16 protein-coding genes, 1 tRNA gene and 2 pseudogenes are annotated in these 19,976 nt (G+C 63.8%); 5 read left to right on the top strand and 14 right to left on the bottom strand.

Features of this window, described 5'->3' with window-relative positions; genetic code table 11:
* Positions 1-57 precede the first annotated feature (57 nt).
* Together AC5Y5B_RS14875 and AC5Y5B_RS14870 are read left to right on the top strand one after the other, a co-directional pair.
* A complete protein-coding gene (locus tag AC5Y5B_RS14875) occupies positions 58-687 on the top strand; it encodes an Rv1733c family protein (protein ID WP_500005689.1) in 630 nt (209 codons plus the stop codon).
* Positions 688-978: 291 nt separating this feature from the next.
* Entirely contained in the window at positions 979-1,518 is a 540-nt protein-coding gene (locus tag AC5Y5B_RS14870; RefSeq protein ID WP_500005687.1) for a GreA/GreB family elongation factor, read from the top strand.
* 167 nt (positions 1,519-1,685) lie between these two features.
* On the opposite strand, the pseudogene AC5Y5B_RS14865 reads toward AC5Y5B_RS14870, so the two are convergent.
* The 3 genes and pseudogenes from AC5Y5B_RS14865 to AC5Y5B_RS14855 form a co-directional block, all read right to left on the bottom strand.
* A pseudogene (locus AC5Y5B_RS14865) lies at positions 1,686-3,045 on the bottom strand (HNH endonuclease signature motif containing protein).
* Between the two features lie 125 nt (positions 3,046-3,170).
* On the bottom strand, positions 3,171-3,701 hold the full coding sequence (locus AC5Y5B_RS14860) for a YbhB/YbcL family Raf kinase inhibitor-like protein (RefSeq protein WP_112632387.1): 531 nt from the start codon (positions 3,699-3,701) through the stop codon (positions 3,171-3,173).
* A 36-nt stretch (positions 3,702-3,737) separates the two neighbouring features.
* Entirely contained in the window at positions 3,738-5,111 is a 1,374-nt protein-coding gene (locus tag AC5Y5B_RS14855; RefSeq protein ID WP_430918405.1) for a M20/M25/M40 family metallo-hydrolase, read from the bottom strand.
* A 112-nt stretch (positions 5,112-5,223) separates the two neighbouring features.
* Here AC5Y5B_RS14855 and AC5Y5B_RS14850 point away from each other — a divergent pair.
* Positions 5,224-5,309, top strand: a tRNA-Leu gene (locus AC5Y5B_RS14850).
* Here AC5Y5B_RS14850 and AC5Y5B_RS14845 read toward each other — a convergent pair.
* The 4 genes and pseudogenes from AC5Y5B_RS14845 to AC5Y5B_RS14830 form a co-directional block, all read right to left on the bottom strand.
* Positions 5,291-6,937 carry a recombinase family protein gene (locus tag AC5Y5B_RS14845; protein ID WP_112632386.1) on the bottom strand — a complete coding sequence of 549 codons (1,647 nt, stop codon included), beginning with the start codon at positions 6,935-6,937 and terminating at the stop codon, positions 5,291-5,293. The two genes, AC5Y5B_RS14850 and AC5Y5B_RS14845, sit on opposite strands and share 19 nt — an antisense overlap.
* A gap of 186 nt (positions 6,938-7,123) precedes the next feature.
* Positions 7,124-8,613 (bottom strand): annotated as a pseudogene (locus tag AC5Y5B_RS14840) (replication initiator).
* Complete coding sequence (locus AC5Y5B_RS14835) at positions 8,606-10,051, bottom strand: FtsK/SpoIIIE domain-containing protein (RefSeq protein ID WP_112632385.1); 1,446 nt, start codon at positions 10,049-10,051, stop codon at positions 8,606-8,608. The pseudogene AC5Y5B_RS14840 and the gene AC5Y5B_RS14835 overlap by 8 nt, the downstream one beginning before the upstream one ends.
* A gap of 104 nt (positions 10,052-10,155) precedes the next feature.
* Entirely contained in the window at positions 10,156-10,500 is a 345-nt protein-coding gene (locus AC5Y5B_RS14830) for an SCO3933 family regulatory protein (protein ID WP_005086573.1), read from the bottom strand.
* Between the two features lie 254 nt (positions 10,501-10,754).
* Between AC5Y5B_RS14830 and AC5Y5B_RS14825 the strand changes: the two genes are divergently transcribed.
* Entirely contained in the window at positions 10,755-11,555 is an 801-nt protein-coding gene (locus AC5Y5B_RS14825) for a hypothetical protein (RefSeq protein ID WP_112632384.1), read from the top strand.
* Between the two features lie 5 nt (positions 11,556-11,560).
* Positions 11,561-12,028, top strand: a complete 468-nt coding sequence (locus tag AC5Y5B_RS14820) for an NUDIX hydrolase (RefSeq protein ID WP_005086575.1) — start codon at positions 11,561-11,563, stop codon at positions 12,026-12,028.
* A gap of 10 nt (positions 12,029-12,038) precedes the next feature.
* Here the strand turns inward: AC5Y5B_RS14820 and AC5Y5B_RS14815 are convergent, their stop codons facing one another.
* From AC5Y5B_RS14815 to AC5Y5B_RS14785, 7 genes are all read right to left on the bottom strand, one after another.
* The gene (locus AC5Y5B_RS14815) at positions 12,039-12,575 is read right to left on the bottom strand and encodes an HD domain-containing protein (RefSeq protein WP_005116484.1); all 537 of its coding nucleotides are present in this window, start codon (positions 12,573-12,575) and stop codon (positions 12,039-12,041) included.
* A 370-nt stretch (positions 12,576-12,945) separates the two neighbouring features.
* Positions 12,946-14,145, bottom strand: coding sequence for an acyl-CoA dehydrogenase family protein (locus AC5Y5B_RS14810; protein ID WP_112632418.1), 1,200 nt, complete (start codon positions 14,143-14,145; stop codon positions 12,946-12,948).
* 159 nt (positions 14,146-14,304) lie between these two features.
* On the bottom strand, positions 14,305-15,411 hold the full coding sequence (locus tag AC5Y5B_RS14805) for an NDMA-dependent alcohol dehydrogenase (RefSeq protein ID WP_005086578.1): 1,107 nt from the start codon (positions 15,409-15,411) through the stop codon (positions 14,305-14,307).
* Positions 15,412-15,559: 148 nt separating this feature from the next.
* The gene (locus AC5Y5B_RS14800; protein ID WP_005110592.1) at positions 15,560-15,970 is read right to left on the bottom strand and encodes an SCP2 sterol-binding domain-containing protein; all 411 of its coding nucleotides are present in this window, start codon (positions 15,968-15,970) and stop codon (positions 15,560-15,562) included.
* 91 nt (positions 15,971-16,061) lie between these two features.
* Positions 16,062-17,120: a BtrH N-terminal domain-containing protein gene (locus AC5Y5B_RS14795; protein WP_005086581.1), complete on the bottom strand. Its 1,059-nt coding sequence runs from the start codon at positions 17,118-17,120 to the stop codon at positions 16,062-16,064.
* A 49-nt stretch (positions 17,121-17,169) separates the two neighbouring features.
* Complete coding sequence (locus tag AC5Y5B_RS14790) at positions 17,170-18,315, bottom strand: acyl-CoA dehydrogenase family protein (RefSeq protein WP_005086582.1); 1,146 nt, start codon at positions 18,313-18,315, stop codon at positions 17,170-17,172.
* Positions 18,316-18,353: 38 nt separating this feature from the next.
* Positions 18,354-19,973: a fatty acid--CoA ligase gene (locus tag AC5Y5B_RS14785; protein ID WP_112632383.1), complete on the bottom strand. Its 1,620-nt coding sequence runs from the start codon at positions 19,971-19,973 to the stop codon at positions 18,354-18,356.
* Positions 19,974-19,976: the final 3 nt, after the last annotated feature.

Below are 19,976 nucleotides of genomic sequence, written 5' to 3'. Positions count from 1 at the left end.
TGGTTCAGCCCGCCTTGCGCTACCTCAGCCCACACCGACCATTCGATAGGAAACTCGATGTCCACCCCGGAGTCCGATCATCAACGGAGGGCCGACCGCCAACCAGACGATGACGCCGCGATGGAGGCATTCACCGTGCCCGTGCCGCGGAGGCTGTTGGTGCGGCTGTTCGGTCGTAACCCGCTGGTACGCACCACAGACCGGGTAGAGGCGCTGATTTTGGTGTTCGCCGTGGCGATGTCACTGATCGCCCTGCCCATCGGCGCCGCCGTGGGCACCGCGGTCCACGATTCTCGAAGCCGTCTCTATGCCGAGCAGGTCCAGACTCGCCGCCCGGTGACCGCAACGGTCACCGGAGACAGTCACCCGCGCCGCAACCTTGATAGCCCCACGGTGACGGTCCCCGCCCGATGGTTCGCCGGCGGGACCGAACGCACCGGCGACGTTTCCGCGCCGCTGACGGCCAAGATCGGCGACGATATCGAGATCTGGGTAGACGACCAGGGCCTTCCGGTTGCCCGACCGCTCAACACCGCCCGCGATGACGCGCTGGCCATCGCAGTGGCGACATGGTGGGGCGTGAGCCTTGTGGCTGTGGCCCTGTTCGCCCGCGCACGGGTCACCCTCGACCGGCTGCGCTACGACCGATGGCAACAGAGCTTCGATCGCCTCGTCGAGCGACAATAAGCGGCGCGGCCACCTTCAATCCCCAACCCATCCCAATTGCCGCGTGAGCCTCCGCGAGGCGCCCGCGGCGGCGGCGTTGTGGGCGCGTGACAACGCCGCGCACTGCCGTTGTCGGTTTACGGCAAACACGATCGTGCCGGCGCAGGCCACCATGGAATTAACGGCTACACGAAAAGCTTTGAACCGCATCGGAATTTCGCCCACCGTGGGCGTCCGAGTCGTCAGTGGCGGCTGCCCACATCGGCCCGCCCCTGACGACGCTCCCCGTCACACGAAAGGACACCACTCGACATGACCGGCGCCAAGCCCATCTGGATGACACGCCAGCAATACGTCCGCCTGCGCAACAAACTCAACGCGCTGCGATCGGGGCTCATCGTTGAAACTCCTGACGACGCAATGGACTTCGACGGGAATCGCGTAGCGCTCCAACGGCGTATACGTAAGATTCAAAAGCTGTTGTCCAAGGCCGTCATCGGCGAGGATCCCGCCGGTGACTTTATCGCCGAACCGGGGATGGTATTGACCATCCGCTACGACGGCACCGGCGAGACCGAGACTTTTCTACTCGGCAGGCGAGGCAGCGAGGGCGCCAACATCAAGGTCTACTCCATGGCGTCGCCCCTGGGCCGCGCGATAGCCGGCGCGCGTCCGGGCGAGAAGCGCATCTACTCAATTCCCGATGAAACGGGACGACTGGTGACGCTGCTTGAGGCTGTGCCATATGACATGCACCGAGCGCAAGTCGACGAGCCACCGACAGCCCATCCGCGGGGCAACGCTCGGTCGCGCATCGCTGCCGACCCCGTCTATTCGGGCGTGAGCACTTGATCTTCGAAGTCATCGACCCGGTGACGATAATGTTTCTCCTGCTAGCGGGTTTGGGCCTAATCATGGCGCTCGCGTACGGACGCATGTGAGCCGCCGCCGAACATCTCGCCTGGATCGGCTTTTGCCTCGCTCGGCGAGGCCGTCGGCTCGGCGACCCGCACGCCGGACTAGGTCAGGCGGCGCCGTCCCCCTCGCTCAGCACATCCCGGGTGATGGAAGGTGTTGGTGCGCGGTTGCCCACGCTCGAGATGCGGCGGCGGTATCCATTCGGTATCGCCGTTCGCGCGTTTTCGGGTGGTCCAGCCCTTCTCAAGGAGCCGGTGGTGTGGTCCGCAGGCCAACGTGAGCTGGTCGATGTCGGTGCGGTACGTCTTGGCCCAATCGGCGACGTGGTGGACCTCGCAGTAATAGCCGGACACGTCGCAGCCGGGATGCGAACACCCGCGATCCTTGGCGTACAAGACAATTCGTTGGCCGGGTGATGCCAGCCGCTTGGTGTGGTAAAGCGCCAGCGCCTTGCCCTTGTCGAAGATCGCCAGGTAGTGGTGGGCGTGGCGGCTCAGGCGGATCACATCCGACATCGGCAGCATGGTGCCGCCACCGGTCAAACCCCTCCCCGCCGCGGCTTCGAGCTCGCCAAGGGTGGTGGTCACGATGATGCTGGCCGGTAATCCGTTGTGCTGTCCCAACTCTCCGCTGGCCAGCACAGCTCGCAGCGCCGCGTTGAGCCCGTCGTGGTTGCGCTGAGCGGGGGTGCGGCTGTCGTGCTGCACCGCCTGTTCTGACGGGGCGCCGTCCACGACCGGCGTGTCGTCGTCGGGATTGCACATCCCGGGCGCCGCCAGTTTGGCCAGTACCGCCTCCCAACCGGCGCGCGCCTCCGGCGTCAACCATCCACTCAGGCGCGACATGCCGTCGGCTTGCTGATTGCCGAGCACCAGCCCGCGCGCCCGCGCTCGATCCTCGTCGCTGTAGCTGCCGTCGGGGTTGGCAGTCCATCAGGCGGCGCGCGAGCTTGGCGAGCTGATCGGGACGGAATTCGGTCGCCTTGGCCGCCAGCTGTCTCTCGGCGTGCTCACGCGTCTCGACGTCGACGGACTCGGGCAGCTGGTGGAAAAGCCGACGGATCACCGCCACGTGGTCGGCGCCGATCGCCCCGTCGCGCTGGGCCGCCGCCGTGGCGGGCAGCATCGGCGCCAACGGCTCGCCCGTCAGCGCCCGGCGCGGACCCAGGTCGGCGGCCTCAGCGATCCGGCGGCCGGCTTCGGCCCGGGTGAGGTGCAGGCGATCGGCCAGCACCCAGGACAGCCTGCCACCCGACTCCGTTGAATCCCATTGCGCACCAATCTGATTGATGAGCTGATGACTTGGCGCTTGGAGTCTGCGCGTTACGCATTCGAGTCTCTCCAACATTCGCAAGCGTTCCGGGTTGGTCAGCGCCCCATACGAGTGCTCTGCAAAGCGAGAGGCCAGAGCGCACAGCGCTTCGATGTCCTGCTGAAGCTCCTCGCGGTCGGTCACCGTCATCAGCACCGCCCGGCCATCATCGAACGCATGTTCGAATACTACGACCGCCCACCGACAACAATCGCCACGGTGAAACCGCCGAGACGAAAGTGGCGCAAGTGATGTGGGCCCGAAAGCCCCCCGACCTACTTCTGTTCGTAGGTGGCGTGGATGACCGCCCGCGCGATGGCGTGCTGGAACAGGTTGAACCCGAGGAAGGCCGGGCTGGCGTCCTCGGGCAGGTCCAGCTTTTCGGTGTCCACGGCGTGCACGGCGATGTAGTACCGGTGCGGGCCATGGCCCGCCGGCGGCGCGGCCCCGATGTAGCGGCGCTGCCCGGCGTCGTTCACCAGCGTCAGCGCATCACCCGGCAGGTTGCTGCCGTCCCCGGCGCCGGCGGGCAGCTCGGTGACGTCGGCAGGCAGGTTGGCCACGGCCCAGTGCCAGAACCCGGAGGCCGTCGGGGCGTCGGGGTCGTAGACGGTGACGGCGAAGCTACGGGTCTCGTCCGGGAAGCCCGACCAGCTCAGCTGGGGGCTGACGTCTTCGCCGCCCGCGCCCATGATTCCGCTGACTTGCGGCTTGTCCAGCGGCTGGCCGTCGGTGACCGATTGCGAGGTCAGCGTGAAGGTCGGCAGCTTGGGCAACGATGCGTACGGGTCAGGAGCAGTGCTCATGGCGGTCCTCTCGTGTGATCGGCTTGCGTCTGTCATCTAGCAGTGGGTCAGGAAGTGGGCCAGCACGTCGGTGCCGAACCGCAGCGCATCGATGGGTACCCGCTCATCGACACCGTGGAACAACGCGGTGAAATCCAGGTCCGGCGGCAACCGCAGCGGGCTGAAGCCGAAACAACGAATACCCAAGCGCGCAAACGACTTTGCATCGGTGCCGCCGGAAAGCATATACGGCACGGTGCGGGCGTCCGGGTCGAACGCCAGCACGGCGGCGTTCATGGCGTCGACGAGGTCGCCGTCGAAGCTGGTCTCGTACGACGAGAAATCCTTGATCCACTCGCGCGTCACGTCCGGCCCGAGCAGCTCGTCGATCTCGGCCTCGAACGCCGCCTTGCGGCCGGGCAGGATCCGGCAGTCCACCACCGCCTCGGCGACGGCCGGCACGACGTTGGCCTTGTATCCCGCCTTGAGCATGGTGGGGTTCGCGGTGTCGTGCAGGACGGCCTTGAGCATGCGGGCCATCGGTCCCAGCTTGTCGACCGCTCCGCGCAGGTCCCCCGATTCGGTGTCGAAGGTGAGCCCGGTCTCCTCGCTGACCGCGGCGAGAAACTGCGCGACCGCGTCGGTCACCACGAGCGGAAACTGGTGGCGGCCCAGGCGGGCGACGGCCTCGGCGACGGCCGTGACCGCGTTCTGGTCATGCACCATCGACCCGTGCCCGGCCGCGCCCCGGGCGGTGAGCTTCATCCACGAGAGCCCCTTCTCGGCCGTCTCGATCAGGTAGAGCCGACGTTCGCCGCCGTCCCGGCGCGGCACCGTGAGCGAGAACCCGCCCACCTCACCGATCGCCTCGGTGACCCCGTCAAAGAGCTCCGGTCGATTGTCGACCAGCCACTGCGCTCCGAAGGTCCCGCCGTGTTCTTCGTCGGCGAGGAACGCGAAGATCAGATCGCGCGGCGGCACGATGCCCGCCCGCTTCAGGTGGCGGGCCACCACGATCATCATGCCGACCATGTCCTTCATGTCGATCGCGCCGCGACCCCAGACAAAGCCGTCTTTCACCGCTCCGGAGAACGGGTGCACGCTCCATTCGGTCGGTTCGGCCGGGACCACGTCCAGGTGCCCGTGAATCAACAGGCCGCCCCGCGACCTGTCCGCACCCGGTAGCCGGACGAACACGTTGCCGCGGCCCGGGGCGCCGGATTCGACGTAGTGCGGCGCGTAGCCGACCTCGGCGAGCTGCTCGGCGACCCACTGCGCGCAGTCGGCCTCCCCCTTGGTCGTCTCCGGTTCGCCGGTGTTGGTGGTGTCGAACCGGATCAACTTGCTGACCACCTCGACCACGTCGTCGCTCGGGTTGGTTGGCTCCTCGGTCGCCCCGCTCTGAATGGTCACAACCACCTTTCCTACCATTGCGGCGGCCGGACGGCTCGATGCCGATCGTCGACACGTCTGCGGGAGCTGGATTGGGTTCGCGGTCGACGATCCGATAGCCTTAGCTGCCAACCCATGCTGGTTTGGCCTTGTCCGAGTGGCGGAATGGCAGACGCGCTAGCTTGAGGTGCTAGTGCCCTACTAATGGGCGTGGGGGTTCAAGTCCCCCCTCGGACACATCCGGCGACACGACTCAGGTCGGCTGTCGCCGTGACTCGCCGCAGGTGCGGATCGTAATCAAGACGCAGACCCAAGCTTGCGTACACCTGAGCGCGTTCCGCCCCGGTTGCCGCACCGAGGATGGCCGACAGCCCGCCCAATTCTTCGACCAGCTGGCTGATCTGTGCGGCAGACATGACATGGGGCCGCTCCGTGCGCTCAAGACGTGCCCTCAGCTCGTCGCGCTCGGCCGTGCGACGACGCAACGCAGCAGTCAAGTCCTCAACGGCCACACCAGACTCCACGGCCGCGACCAAGGCGGCAACCTTGCTATTGACCTCGCTCAGCTCGCGCTGCAAGGCGGCGTGGCCAGTTCTCGCCGAGGGGTCCATCTCCTGCCCGCGGGCGAGGTCTTCTGGATCGGCCAGGGTGGCGATCCATTCGTCCAGTCGTGCGGTCACCTCGTCTTCCCGAAGATAGACGGTGCGCGGATGGTCACTCAGGTCCACAGGTACGGAACGCGACTTGCCCAGCTCACATCGGTAGAGGATGCGCGTTGTTTGCTTCCCTGGTCGGGCGGCACCCTGCATGCGGCGTCCACATGCGGCACAGAACAGCAGCCCGCGCAGCGCATATGGCACCGTCGATTCTCTGCTACACACAAGACCCGGACCCCGCCGCGCCTGCATCCGAAGTCGGACAGCCCGCGCCAGCTCGTCAGTGATCAGCGCTTCGTGCGTTCGCCGGTCAGGTGCGATCCAGTCGACCTCGTCACGCCACCGCATGCGAGTCTCGTACCCGGCAGCGACATCGTCGGGGTTGACCAAGACCTCGTATTTCTCCTGCTTGCCCCACACACGAATACCGCGGTACGCCGGGTTGTCGAGGATTGCGCGGATCGCCGAATGGGACCATCCGCGCGGATCACGGTGCCGGTTCCGCTCCGGGTCATATTGGCTTGGTGATGGCACTCCATCGTCGGTGAGCTGCTGTGCGATGAAGCGCAAGCCAGCACCATCGGCGTACATGCGGTAGATCCGCTCGACGACCGAACATGTCGCGGGGTCGGGTTCGAGACGATGGAGCCGCTGCCCAAGACTTGCCTTGGCAGGGTTGGGATGCGGGCCGGCATCGACGAGTCGATACCCGTACGGTGGGCGACCGCCGAGGTATCTGGTTGTGTCCTGCGCGAGTGCCGACATCGCGGTACGGACGCGCATCTGGATTCGTGCGCGTTCTCCCTTGCTCATACCGCCGAAGAGCGTCATCACGAGGTCGTGTGCCTCGGATCCGGGATCAACCGCTCCGCCGACTTCAGGCACCCATAGGCCAACCCCGTAGTGCGTGAGCACCGGGAAAGTGAGCGCAAATTGCGGTCCGTAGAACGCGCGAGCAGGTTCCCCGATCACCACGGCATCGAAGCCACGGTCACGAGAAGTGACATCTGCAAGCAGACGTGAAGCCTCCGGTCTGCGTTTCCAGGGAAGCGAACGGCTTTGACCTATATCGAAGTAGTCGACAGCGAGGACTCCGCCATGCGGAGTGATCAGATCGATGGCACGACGTTTCTGCCAGCTGCGGCTCGCCTCGGGATCTTGAGCGTCCTCGGTACTCACTCGGCCATAGAAAGCGAACCTGAGGCTCATGCCACTTCCCTTCGTGATCCGCGGGTCCGGTCCCGCACAGCCAGTATGACGTTTACCAGCGCGCGGTTGGCCTCGCGCGGAAGCCGATTCCGGTTCGGCAGGTCAATTTGAACACCTCCCTCTGACATGCTCGGTGCATTAATTCGAGCGTCACATTCGGAGCGAGCATGTGGGGTTGGGCATCGTTCAGCCATCGCTTGCCCCTGGTGGATCCCAATGCTGGCTGCGTGTGTGGCGACGGGCTTCCACTAGTCCGATGCGGCGGATGTGAATACGTTGGAGGGCCGCGGAATAGACGAGACTGCGATCGCCGAGGCTGCCGGGGCCGGCACGGTCAAACTCCCACGCCACCAGATCATCGCCACCGGCGAAGTCACAGTCGGGATCGTATTGGTATGCAGTGCTTTTCGAGCTTTCCTCACGCGTCCAAATGGCGCGCTGTTCGCGCAGCACGGTCATGGTAGTCGAATAACGGCGGGATTTGCTGGTGATGTGGCCGCGGAATCCGAGGGTGTGCAACCACCGCCCGATGCCGGACAGTCCTTTGTCCGCGAGATCGCTGATGGTGGTCAGGATGGTCCGCACATGCTCGGACACGTCCAGGTCGGGTATGGCTTCCGTAGATAGGCGGCGTGCGCTGATTCCGAGGGCTGCCAAGGATTTGGTGACATACTTGGCGAGATAGCGCGCCACCAGCCGGCTAGACATGGACCGGCCTGAGCCTGAATTGTGCTCATTTGGCGGCGGATCCACCGATGCGGTTAGCGGTTGGGTGTCGATCTGTGTGCCGAACCGTATCGTCTGCCCACCGCCATCGGCTGTCGGGTCGTTGACGGTGAGTGTGACGGTGCGGATGGCGTACTGGATGACCCTAGCGAGTTCGACTGCACCGATAGGTGATTCCCACCCGGGGCGGTCAAGGTCGTCGTGGGGATCCAGGCGGATCAGTGCGTGGATGTGTGGGATAGCGCGGGCTTGCAGTTCGACGATCTTGATGAAGCTCACTCGCACCGTATCCGGGTCAACTCCGGCGGCTTTCAGGCTTTTGCGTAGGGCGCGCCGCAGGGTGATGGTGAAGCGTCGCCACAGTTCGGGCAGGTGCCACGTGAACAGCACATGCCCGGCATAGTCGTAGCACTCCGGACACAGCGGCTGGCCGACCCGCTCGTCGCCATGATCATGGGACATGCTGCACCACAATTGTTTTCCATGCGGGCAGCGTCGGTAGCCGCCGACCCGGTGCTGGTCGCGGCACACCTGCGCTGCCTTCTCCCGTGACTTCGTGGCGGTGTGGACGGCCCCGAAGCTCGGTGCGGTGAGAGTGACAAACACTTGCGGATGATCGGCCACCGTGGTGGGCATGCCGTGGTGACCGCCAGCGGCACCGGCGTGCACGAGTTGCCAGGTGTCGCGGGGTAGAGATCCGAGCAGGAGGGGCAGATGTGGGCGCGACGGTTGTTGCAGCGCGTCCATACCACCCGCTGACGCCCGTACTCATCGGCACCGATCAGCTGGATGGGGTGGGCGCAGAATCCGACGGATTCTGCTCGTCGCCACCAGGATTCGTATCCCATCGAGGCGGCGCGCCGCACCATCTGCTCGACCACCCGGGCGGTGTCAGCTGTATCCGGAACACCCGGTAGGACAAGCTGCGCCGATGTCGTGGAGCTATTCACCGCTGCCCTCACTCGCGGTGTGGCCGGTATCGGTGTTGTGTGGCTGGTGGGGCTTGTTCGGTCGCCTCGCGGTTCGGCGGAACCGGCTGGCCAGGGCGGTAATGTCGTGGTCGGTGACGTGAAAGGCCCGCACCCGCTGGGCGTGGGCGGTGCCGTCAACCATCATGTAGCCCACCCCGGGGGTGGTGTCGGGGATGCGGTCGCATTCTGCCCCGGCATCGCGCGCCCCTTGGCCGAGGACCATGGTGGTTTGGGTGGCTTCGGTCAGCCGCAACCCGATCCGCACCGTGAACAGCTGCCGTACCGGCAGGGTGTCTTTGGCCGGGTCTTGGACCGCGGCGACCACGCTGATGCCGACTGCGCGGCCTTGGGAGAGCAGCAGGCCCAGGAGTTGTTCGATTTCGGTGCGGACCTTGCGGTCGGTCACGTATGCGGTCAGTGCGGCGATCTCATCGATCACCGCAACGAACAACGGCTCCGACGTCGTGGGGGTGTGTAGGCGGGTGTGGCCGCGCAGACGATTCGCCCGGGCGTGCATCACCGTGACGAGCTGGCGTAGCAACTCCAGGGTGGTGTCGGTGGCGTCGTGGGTGAACACGGTGAACAGGGGTGCTCCGGCACCGAGTTCCATGCCGCCTTTGGGGTCGATGACACACAACCCGACCAGCCCGGTCTTCACCGCGGGGGCAATGCCGGCGATCAACGACCACAGCACTGAGCCTTTGCCTGCGCCGGTTGCCCCGGCGATCAGCACGTGGTGACCGAGCAGCGGCACCTGCCACCAATGTCGCGTTTCGGTGATCCCGACCCGCACCGACACCAGATCGACCGGGGTGGCCGGGGTTGGCATGGGCAGGGCGATCGGTTCAGCCAGCACGTCTGCGCGCATTAACGTGATGCGCAGTTCGCCGGGCGAGATGGCGGTGATGCTGATGCGGCCGGCGCGCCACGCGGCGGCCAGCGCGTCGGACTGTTTATGCCAATCTGCCACGGACTGGCCGGTGACGATCCGCACCACGAGCACATCGGTGGTTTTACCGATCGTCACCGTGCGCAGGGTGGGAGTGAGAGTGCGTCCGCCGAGGGTGGCGGTCAGGCCGTGCAAGGTGCAGATCGATTCCCAGGTGCGGGTGTAGCGCGACCACGTGAGCCAGCGCCGCCGTACCGGTTCGGTCACCCAGGCGCGAAATGACCCCGGTTGGAGCCAGGCCCAGCCCGCATACCCGGCACTGCACACGATCGCGCAGATCAGGCCCACGCGTGGGCCGTGGCTGATAGCAAGGACGAGGCTGGCGATGATGGGCACGCTGATCGCCGGGAACAGCACCGCCCACCACAGCACATACCCGGATGCGGTGAACAGCGACATGACCAGTTCTCCGAACCAGTCGTCATCGCCTGATCCACTGTTGGTGGTGTTCTTCTTGTTCGATGTCATGAGAGATGCCCTCCGTGAGCGTGTGGTCAACAGCAATGCCCGGGGTGTCGGGGTGGCGGGGTGCGATGATCTGCTCACCGCACCCCACACCCGCTTGGGGGTTGTTACTTCTGCGGGCGTGTCTGCTCACTCGGCGCAGCACCACTGGCGGTGGCGGCGGTGAGGGCATCAGCACGGAACGCCACCCCGCTGCGATCACCTTGGGCCCACGGGATGGCCACCAGACCAACTACCGAAACAGGCTGCGTGACTGTCACTTTGGGGTCTCCTGCCACAGTGACAATGAGCACTTCGCCGCCGGAGTCATCCAGCGCGAGGACCTGGGTGGCGTACATCGGCATCCCGGTGGCGGTGTCGACTTTCGGGGCGCCGGTTTCGAAGTTCAGCCGTGGCTCAGGAGCGCGGGTGACGATAAAACGAGTCCCAGACGTATCGATTCTCAAACGCATTGTCCTACTGGTCCTTTCGTGAGCTGTTGACGCCGGTCCGGCGCTGGACTCAGTTCACGTGGACATCACGGACGTTGCGAGAGACATATGCCGACATTTCCGACACATCCACGGGCATTTCGGACACGGCCCGGACATACCCACGGACATCACACCGGCACTATCGCCGCCGGGTGGCGGCAGTCGCATGGCAAACTAGACACCACGCGCTGAGGGATGGATACGGACGACACGGGAAGATGTGCGCTGGCACGATGGACGAGCAGGACGGCACCGAGGCCGCCATCACTCCCAACGATCGCCTCGTGCAGCGGCTACACGCCAAAGGTCTGTCCTCGCAGCGGTTCGCCACCGCGGTGGGTGTCGATATCAAGTCGGTGCGACGCTGGCTGGCCGATAGCGACTACAGAATTCGCGAACACAACGCCCACAGAGCCAGCGAGGTGCTCGACTGCACCCCGCATGACCTGTGGCCCAACCAGTACCCACCCTCCACCGCGAGCGCAGTGGCAACAGCGTCTGCGGGTGGGCCGTTCACCGCGACCCTGTATGCCAGCCGCACCCAGCTACCCATCACCATGTGGCAGCAGCATTTCGCCGACGCCACCACCGGCATCGACATCCTCGTCCTGGCGGCCACGTTCCTGTTCGAAACCCTCGACGGATTCCTCGACACCCTGCTCGCCGCCGCCGCCCGCGGTGTGACGGTGCGGTTTCTCGTCGGGGACCCCGACACCCCCACCACGATCCTGCGCGGCGAGGAGGAAGGGATCGGCGAGGCCGTCATCGCCCGCTGCCGCACGTCCGTGGAACTGCTCGCCCCTCACGCCGGCACCCCGGGGCTGGACATCCGCACCCACGACACCGCGCTCTACACGTCGATCTTTCGGGTCGATGACGCCATGATCGTCAACTTCCACATCTACGGCTCAGCCGGGCGCAACAACCCTGTGCTGGTTCTGTCACGTCACCACGAGCCACGGCTCTGGGCCACCCTTGAAGACGCTTTCACCCAGGTCTGGGACCATGCCAGACCGCTGACCTCGAAAGGCTGACCCCGATGCGCACCGACTACTACAACGACCCCAACGCCCCGGCGCCCAACAGTGTCGTTCCGTCGGCCTCGGCCATCGTCACCGACGAACACGGTCGCATTCTGCTGATCAAACGCCGCGACAACACCCTGTGGGCGCTACCGGGCGGCGGCCACGACATCGGCGAAACTATCGCCGACACCGCCGTGCGGGAAGTCAAAGAGGAAACCGGGCTTGACGTCAAAGTCACGGGTCTGGTCGGTGTCTACACCAATCCCCGCCACGTGGTCGCGTTCACCGATGGCGAAGTCCGCCAGCAATTCTCGCTCCTGTTCACCACCACGGTGCTCGGCGGCACCCTTGCCATCGACCACGAAAGCACGGACATCGCCTGGACTGCACCCGACGAGATCCCTAACCTGGATATGCATCCGTCGATGAGGCTGCGCATCGAGCACTACCTGCAACACCGCGACGGCCCCTACCTCGGCTAACCGGCTGGGTTTATAGCCAGTCGCGTACTCGCCGGACGGCCGCCAACAATTCGTCGCGGCCCGCGTCGACCGCCCGGTGCACCGGGTCCTCGGATCCATAACGCGACAGCACGTCGCGTAACCGATCGCGCGGTGATATCGGCGCCCCGTCAGGTCCGGTCGTCAGATCGCAAAAAGTCAGCACATCAAGGAAATCGCTGGGCGGATCACTGAACGCGGATAAGCCTGACAAGCCCCGCTCGGCAGCCTCCGCGTGCGCTCCGGTATGAAAGGCCACCAAGGAGGCGGCCAGCTCCCCGAAGCCGGCCGCTCGCACGTACTCCGCTCCATCGAGCGGATGAAACCCGGTCCGGCGCAACGACGATGCGTAACCGATATCGTGCAGCCACGCCGCTGCGACCAGACAGTCCGCTGTCTGGGGATCGAAACGCCGACTCAACCGCTCGGCAGTCGCCGCGACGCCCCGGACATGCGCCAACCGCCGCGGCTGCTCAGCCAGCCGCGTCTCGGTCTCGCGCCGTGCACGCTGCGTCAGAACCCCGCTCACAGCCGCCAGCTTACGAGCCACAGCACCATGACGCAGCCCCCTCGCAGCTTATGACGTAGATCCTGGAGGCCAGGATCTGCGAGGAACGGCGGCTACCTGCAGGCTTCGCTACGCTCGCTCTGCTCCCGTCCGCTGGCGCTCCCGTCCGCGCCGCTCCCTGCGCTTCGCCCTCCGTCCGCCGCCACGCACACATGCACCCACGACCGGCGCCGGAACTAAGTCGCAGGCCACCACAGCTCTGGCATCACGACGAAGCGCAGCTGCCCTCGCTCCTCGCCGCATCGAGACGCCGCGAGCGGCAGGCTGGACCAACAGCCGCCTGACCGTCGTTGACCTGCGATGTGAGAACTTTCTTTACTGGTATCAAGAACTAGAGTCCGATACGTTTGGCAATGATCTCATTCATGATTTCGTTGGTGCCGCCGCCTATTCCGAGAATCCGGCAGTCTCGGTAGTGTCTCTCGATCTCAGACTCACGCATGTAGCCCATCCCACCAAAGATCTGAACCGCCTCATTGACCACGTAGTCGCACGCATACACAGCGGTGTTCTTGGCCATCGACACCTCGGCAACGACATCCTCCCCCGCTAGCCACCTCTGCATGACCGCACGGGTATAGGTGCACGCCACGTCGACCTGTCGAGCCATCTCCGCGAGCTTATGGCGAATGACCTGGCGCCCCGTCAAGGGTCTACCGAACGTTTCACGCTCCCGCGCCCAACTCTTGGCGAGATCGAGAGCCCGACCCGCCGTCGCGTACGCCTGGACGGCGATGCCGAGCCGTTCAGCCTGAAATTGCTGCATGATCTGCAAAAACCCGCTGTTTGCTGCCCCCACCAGGTTCTCAGCCGGTACGCGAACGTCGACGAAAGACAACTCGGCGGTGTCGCTACATCGCCATCCCATCTTGTCCAACCGGCGGGACACTTCGAATCCAGGCGAATTCTTGTCGATCACGAGCAATGAAACTCCACCGTAACCCGGTCCGCCGGTGCGTACCGCCGTAGTAACGAAGTCCGCCCGAACTCCGCTGGTGATGAACGTCTTTGCTCCGTTGACCACATAGGTGTCGCCGTCGCGCACTGCGCGTGTGCGCATATTCGCGACATCTGAACCTGCCCCAGGCTCGGTAACGCCCAGCGAGCCGATCATCTTTCCTGCGAGCGTCGGACGGACATATCGTTCAATCAGGGCGTCGGAGCCATTGGCGGCAATGTGGGGAAGGGCAATGCCATGGGTGAACAAGGCGGCGCAGACGCCAGTGGACCCGCCTGCGGCCAGGATGGCCTCAGTGACCAGTGCAGAGTCAATCGCATTGCCGCCGCTGCCGCCGACTTCTTCCGGGAACCCGATTCCGAGAAGCCCCACCTCGGCAGCATTGAGATGCAGGTCGCGCGGAATCTCACCCACGTGCTCCCATTCCGCTAGCTTCGGCGCGATTTCACGTTCCACGAAAGACCGCGCCATTTGGCTCAGCGCTCGTCGCTCCGGCGTGGTCCACACCTCCGGGGCGATAGCGAAACGAGCAGCCCCATCCCCGCTTGCCGTGGTCGTGCCAGCGTCCGTCATCTCAGCCTCCAGAGAATGTGATAAATGATCTATGAGGTGTCTGATGCTTGCCGTCCTCACGACGGGAAAGAAGGACGCGACGCCAACCACCCAAGCGGCCCGGCCGCATGATCTGCAGCGACGCAAGGACATGAAGACCAGCAGTGGGCATGATGCTCTTCAGAACCGGACCAGCCCTCGGATGTTTTTTCCTGAACGCATATCCTCGTAGCCCTCATTGATTTGGTCGAGGGAGTATTCGCGGGTGACCAACTCATCGAGCTTCAACAACCCAGCGGAGTACAGCTCGACCAGTCGCGGAATATCGTGCGGCGCATTGGATGAGCCATACAAAGCGCCACGAATCTGCTTCTCGTAAAGCGTCATTTCAAGCAGTGATCCTGAGATCGATGAGTCGTCGGGGTGCCCGATGGCCGTGACCACGACGCGCCCGCGCTTTCCGACCAAGGCCAGCGCTTCCGCGGTGTAGGAGGCCTCAGCCACATCGGTGGTGAGGATGCAGACATCAGCCAGCTTGCCCAGCGTCATATCGCTGACCAGCGACCAAGCTTCATCCATCGAGGCCGCGGTGTGCGTCGCACCGAACCCGCTCGCTTGCTCTCGCTTGAACTTCACCGGATCGACCGCCACAATCGCCAGCGCTCCCGCGATTCGCGCGCCCTGAATCGCATTCATTCCGATTCCGCCCGCTCCCACTACCACGACGGTGTCCCCGGCGCGCACCTCCCCAGTCCGCACCGCAGATCCGTAACCGGTCGTGACGCCGCAACCGATCAAGGCTGCCCGATCCAGGGGGATTCCGCCGTCAATCTTGACCACGGACGCCTGCGGCACCACTGTGTACTCGGAAAACGTCCCGAGCAAACACATCTGCCCGACGTCCTCGCCTCGTGCGTGAAAGCGATAGGTGCCGTCGATCTGCGGTCCCATCATGAGCGCCGCTCCCAACTCACAGAGATTGCCCATGCCGCGCGCGCAGTACGAGCAGCGCCCACACGAGGGAAGGAAGGTCAAGATGACAGAATCACCTTCGGACAGTTCCTCAACCCCTTCGCCGCACTCCACGACTGTGCCAGCACCCTCATGACCCCCCACTACCGGCAATGGGATCGGGAGGTCGCCGGTCACCAGATGTTCGTCGGAATGGCACAAGCCGGTGGCCGCCAGCCGCACGAGGACCTCCCCGGGACCTGGCGGATCCAAATCGACTTCTTCGACCTCCCACTTCTGCTCCAAGCCCCACAAAACAGCCGCACGTGTCTTCATGTTGAAGTCCCTTCTATCGAATTACGCTTCTCGAGTAGTTATCCCGACCGCGCACGGTGGTCGCGCGAACTGTCCTGGATGATCTCCGGGCACATCGCCCAGAGGCCCGCGCCGCTCACCCGGGCCCGGGCGCGGTACCGCACCGACATCACACATTGAGCAGGTCGTGACGCTTGTCGGCCTCAAGGATTGCCCGGTATTCCGGAAAGAGGTTCTTTGCCTGCGGTATGAGCTTGATCAGTTTGGTGACAGGACCTTTCGCTCGTACAGTTCCTTTCGCCATCGCCATGGTCAAGTTCACCTTCCCCAACCAGAACCTGTTGCCGGTATCCGCGGACATGAACAATTCGACATTCGGTGTAACGCCACTGTCCGCGCCGGTCTCTACGACCTTCTCCGGCATATCCACGGTTACTACCGCATCCGGATCGGTGTAGTGGATCCGTAACACCACCCCGGACCCGGCAAGTCTGTTCGCAAGGTCTTCGTTCTCCAAACCTCGTCGAAAGATGCCGGCGAGGTAGCGGTAAACCTCTTCCGCATCAGCGAAGACAGCCATCGTGATTCTCCCTTCTTATGACACAATTCAAAGCGCTCAAATAAATCTGCTGGGTCGCAACCAGTTCGGCTTGCTCCGAAGCAATCAGAACTCATAGGAGTAGATCTCCTGCCTCCCTCAGCGCCTCCGCGAGTCGACGTTCGGCTGTCGGCAATTGCGCAGCCACGGACGCGGCGCCGCTCGCTCTTCGGTGCGGATCTGCACCGCGGTCATAAGCGGCGTGCGCAACCGCGGTCCACAACTCAGATGCGGTCTTTGCAGCCTCCGCTGCTTTAAACGCAGGTTCGAAACTCAACTCTTCAGCGACGCGCCGACATCCACGTGCTTGCAGATCTCGGAACAGACCGCCTCCGGTTCCGGCTTTTTCGATGAAGGCGCTCAGCGCAAACAAGGCTCCGTCGAGGGTGTCGTCGTCAAAGATCTTCGGCCACCGCTTGAGATCCTCCACAAAAGTCGATACCCCTGGTAGCCCACGCACCTGAATTTCACAATCGGAGTCCTCGGTGATCGGCGCGCTCACACACGAACCCTGCATCGCGTCCGCGGACCTACGGAAGGCCGACCGGGCAGCATTGCCGAGATCTGGTGCCGCGCCGGGCCACTCGACTACGTAGGTGGTGTGCCGCGTGGGGACGGGAAATCCCGTCGATGCCCGCGCCTTCCGTAGATTCTCGTAAGGCACGGCTTGAGGTGTATCGCGATCGTTATCGACCACGAAGGCGAGTTCCTCGTCGTCGTCGTACCCTACGATCACGACATCGTGCCGGCTCATACTCAGACGCGTTCTCAGATAGGGCAATTCGGCGATGTCAGTCCACACCATGACCGGCGTACCGGCATCGATCTGTTCGGTCACCCATTTCCACCCGAGATCGGGGTCGTCTGTCGAACGACACTCGAAGCGCGCGCCCAACCGGGTCAAGTATTCGTCTTCGAGGTCCGCGCTGCGTCCAACGAGGTAGATCGGTGGACGTAGGTGGGCCGAGCGAACATACGAGAAGTCGAGGGCCCCGCCGAGAGCAAACACGATGCCTTCGTCCGGGGTGTCATCACCCCAACGGATCCCGGCCCATTCGGTCAAATCCCGAAGAGCCCCCGATCCGCAGTGGCCGCCCATGTCGTGGCGATACGGCACCACCATCGATGCCATCAGTCCTCCTCCTCTAGATGACTAACGTGCGGGCGGCAACTCCTCTGAGTCATAGGGAACGCGAGATGATTTCCTTCATCACCTCGTTCGTGCCGGCATAGATTTTTTGCACGCGCTGATCCACCCACAACCTCGAGATGGGGTACTCGGTCATGTAGCCATATCCGCCGTGAAGCTGCATACAGTCATCGAGTACCTTCATCGCTCGCTCAGTGGTCCACCACTTCGCCATGGCGACGGTCTGCACGTCGAGTTGACCCGCAAGGTGCAGGTCGATGCAGTAGTCGAGGAACACTCGTGCGATGCGCGTTTCTGTCGCGGCTTCAGCCAGCGTGAACTTGGTGTTCTGAAAGCCAAAGACAGGCCGACCGAACGCCTCCCGCTCACGCGTGTACTTGAGCGTCTGCTCCAGGGCAAGTTCCATCGCTGCGACAGCCCCCACCGCGACGATGAGTCGCTCTTGTGGCAGCTGCGTCATCAGCTGAATGAAGCCCTGTCCCTCAGACTGGCCCAGTAGATGCGAGCGCGGAACTCTCACTTCATCGAAGAACAACTCGGAGGTGTCCTGGCCGCGCTGGCCGATTTTGTCGAGAACCTTGCCGCGCCGGAATCCCGCCCGGTCAGCCTCGACAACGATCAAAGAGATGCCCGCAGCGCCCTGGCTCGGATCTGTCTTGGCAACAACGATGATGAGGTCGGCCTGTTGGCCGTTGGTGATGAAAGTCTTGGAGCCGGTGATCACGTACTCGTCACCGTCCAGGAGGGCTTTTGTCTTGACGCTCTGCAGATCGGACCCGGTCCCCGGTTCTGTCATGGCGATCGCCCCGATCATTTCACCGGACGCCATCTTGGGAAGCCACTGCGCGCGCAGCTCTTCAGTCGCGTACTGCAGGATGTAGTGGGCGACGATTCCGCTGTGCAGTCCCGCGCCCCATGAGCTGTCACCTATGCGGGCCTGCTCTTCAAGCACGACCGCTTCGTGCGCGAAAGTGCCACCGCCTCCGCCGTATTCCTCAGGTATAGACATGCAGAGCAGGCCCAGCTCGCCTGCTCGGTTCCACAGTTCTCGGTCGACGTGGTGCTGGTCTGCAAAGCGGTTCGCATGCGGCGCCAATTCGGCCGAGAAGAACTTCGCAGCGAGGTCACGAAGCTCGAGTAATTCGGCATTCATCCAGGGAGAGATTGGTGAGGACATGATTACCTTCCGACTGTTGGAATTCCAGGGATTTGACGTTATGACGTTTCGATTTCGATGAGGTATTCGCCGGCAGAGTGGCGCGCACGGATGGCCTTTTTGTCGTACTTTCCGACGCTCGTCCTCGGAATATCGGACACGAAGCTCCATCGATCGGGAATCCACCATTTGGCGACTTTGTCCGCAAGGAACGATCGGAGTTGGTCAATGTCAACGTCGGTTCCGGGGTGGACGACGACAAGCGCCAACGGCCTTTCCTGCCATTTATCGTCCGCGACGCCGACTACCGCCGCTTCGTACACGGCAGGGTGGCCGATCAGCGTGTTTTCCAGCTCCACCGAGGAGATCCATTCGCCACCCGACTTGATGACGTCTTTCGAGCGGTCGGTCAGTGTCAGATAGCCCTCGGCGTCGATCTTGCCCACATCACCGGTACGCAGCCATCCTTCGTCGAACTTCTCCGTATCGTTGTTTCCGAAATAGGACCCGGTGATCCAGGGACCGCGCGCCTGGATCTCCCCAACTGATTGCCCGTCCCACGGCACGTCTTTCCCGTCGTCGTCCCGCAACCGGATTTCGACACCGCAGATCGGTCGGCCCTGGGATGCGCGCAGCTCCCAGCGCCGCGTCGCGTCGGCTCTGTGAACCGGACGTGCAACGGTCGCCAACGGAGAGGTTTCGGTCATACCCCAGGCCTGCACAATGGGCACGTCGTACTTCTCTTCGAATGCCCGCATCAACGAAAGCGGAACAGCAGACCCCCCGCACGCGACCAGCCGTAACGAAGAAATGTCCCGCTCAGGGTGCGAATCCAGATATCGGTCGACATCGTTCCAGATCGTCGGCACTGCACCGGCCAAGGTCGGTCTGGTGTCTTCGATGATCGACACCAACGGTTCGGCTTGGAGATACCGGTCAGGCAGTACGAGATCCGCACCGGACATCAACGCTGCGTAAATAAGCCCCCACGCATTGGCGTGAAACATTGGGACGATGGCCAGAACACGGTCGGCCTCGCTGACTGACAAAGCGTTAGCTGTGCAGGCGGTCAGGGAGTGAAGGTACGTCGAACGGTGGCTGTAGACGACGCCTTTGGGATCTCCGGTGGTACCGCTCGTATAACACATGGCCGCGGCGGACAGCTCGTCGAGCTCAGGCCAGTCAAATGATTCTTCTTGGCCGGCAAGCACTTCCTCGTAACGCAGAACGGTCTTCCCGCATCCCTGTAGCGGGGCAAGGTCGCCCTCTCCGGTGACGATGACGGTGTGCACCGACGCCATCGCTGGGAGCGCGCGCGCCAACAACGGGGCAACCGAAGCGTCGACTAGGACGATCTGATCGCTCGCGTGATTGGCGATGTACGCCAGTTGCTCTGGGGCCAAACGAATGTTGAGCGTGTGCAGGACCGCGCCCATGGAGGGAATCGCACAGTAGGCCTCCAGATGTTCCTGGTTGCTCCACTGGAAGGTGGCCACGCGTTGGTCTGCCGTGACGCCAAGACTGCGCAGCGCATTGGCAAGGCGAGCCACTCGCGCCAGCACAATGCGGTAAGGCGTTCTCCGATATCCATTTCCGGTCGGAGTGACGACCTCGCTGTCACCGTGTATGGCTGCCGCATGCTGGACGATCGCCGACACCGTGAGCGGAACATTTTGCATTGT

The organism is Mycobacterium sp. NGS33, from assembly GCF_059812885.1.
Note: the sequence above shows the minus strand (reverse complement) of the source record. Positions and strands in the feature narration are given on the sequence as shown.

Coding starts and splice junctions, on each gene's coding strand:
- AC5Y5B_RS14875 (WP_500005689.1), top strand. CDS start 58: ATGTCCACCCCGGAGTCCGATCATCAACGGAGGGCCGACCGCCAACCA.
- AC5Y5B_RS14870 (WP_500005687.1), top strand. CDS start 979: ATGACCGGCGCCAAGCCCATCTGGATGACACGCCAGCAATACGTCCGC.
- AC5Y5B_RS14860 (WP_112632387.1), bottom strand. CDS start 3,701: ATGAGCACTGCTCCTGACCCGTACGCATCGTTGCCCAAGCTGCCGACC.
- AC5Y5B_RS14855 (WP_430918405.1), bottom strand. CDS start 5,111: ATGGTAGGAAAGGTGGTTGTGACCATTCAGAGCGGGGCGACCGAGGAG.
- AC5Y5B_RS14845 (WP_112632386.1), bottom strand. CDS start 6,937: ATGAGCCTCAGGTTCGCTTTCTATGGCCGAGTGAGTACCGAGGACGCT.
- AC5Y5B_RS14835 (WP_112632385.1), bottom strand. CDS start 10,051: ATGACATCGAACAAGAAGAACACCACCAACAGTGGATCAGGCGATGAC.
- AC5Y5B_RS14830 (WP_005086573.1), bottom strand. CDS start 10,500: ATGCGTTTGAGAATCGATACGTCTGGGACTCGTTTTATCGTCACCCGC.
- AC5Y5B_RS14825 (WP_112632384.1), top strand. CDS start 10,755: ATGGACGAGCAGGACGGCACCGAGGCCGCCATCACTCCCAACGATCGC.
- AC5Y5B_RS14820 (WP_005086575.1), top strand. CDS start 11,561: ATGCGCACCGACTACTACAACGACCCCAACGCCCCGGCGCCCAACAGT.
- AC5Y5B_RS14810 (WP_112632418.1), bottom strand. CDS start 14,145: ATGACGGACGCTGGCACGACCACGGCAAGCGGGGATGGGGCTGCTCGT.
- AC5Y5B_RS14805 (WP_005086578.1), bottom strand. CDS start 15,411: ATGAAGACACGTGCGGCTGTTTTGTGGGGCTTGGAGCAGAAGTGGGAG.
- AC5Y5B_RS14800 (WP_005110592.1), bottom strand. CDS start 15,970: ATGGCTGTCTTCGCTGATGCGGAAGAGGTTTACCGCTACCTCGCCGGC.
- AC5Y5B_RS14795 (WP_005086581.1), bottom strand. CDS start 17,120: ATGGCATCGATGGTGGTGCCGTATCGCCACGACATGGGCGGCCACTGC.
- AC5Y5B_RS14790 (WP_005086582.1), bottom strand. CDS start 18,315: ATGTCCTCACCAATCTCTCCCTGGATGAATGCCGAATTACTCGAGCTT.
- AC5Y5B_RS14785 (WP_112632383.1), bottom strand. CDS start 19,973: ATGCAAAATGTTCCGCTCACGGTGTCGGCGATCGTCCAGCATGCGGCA.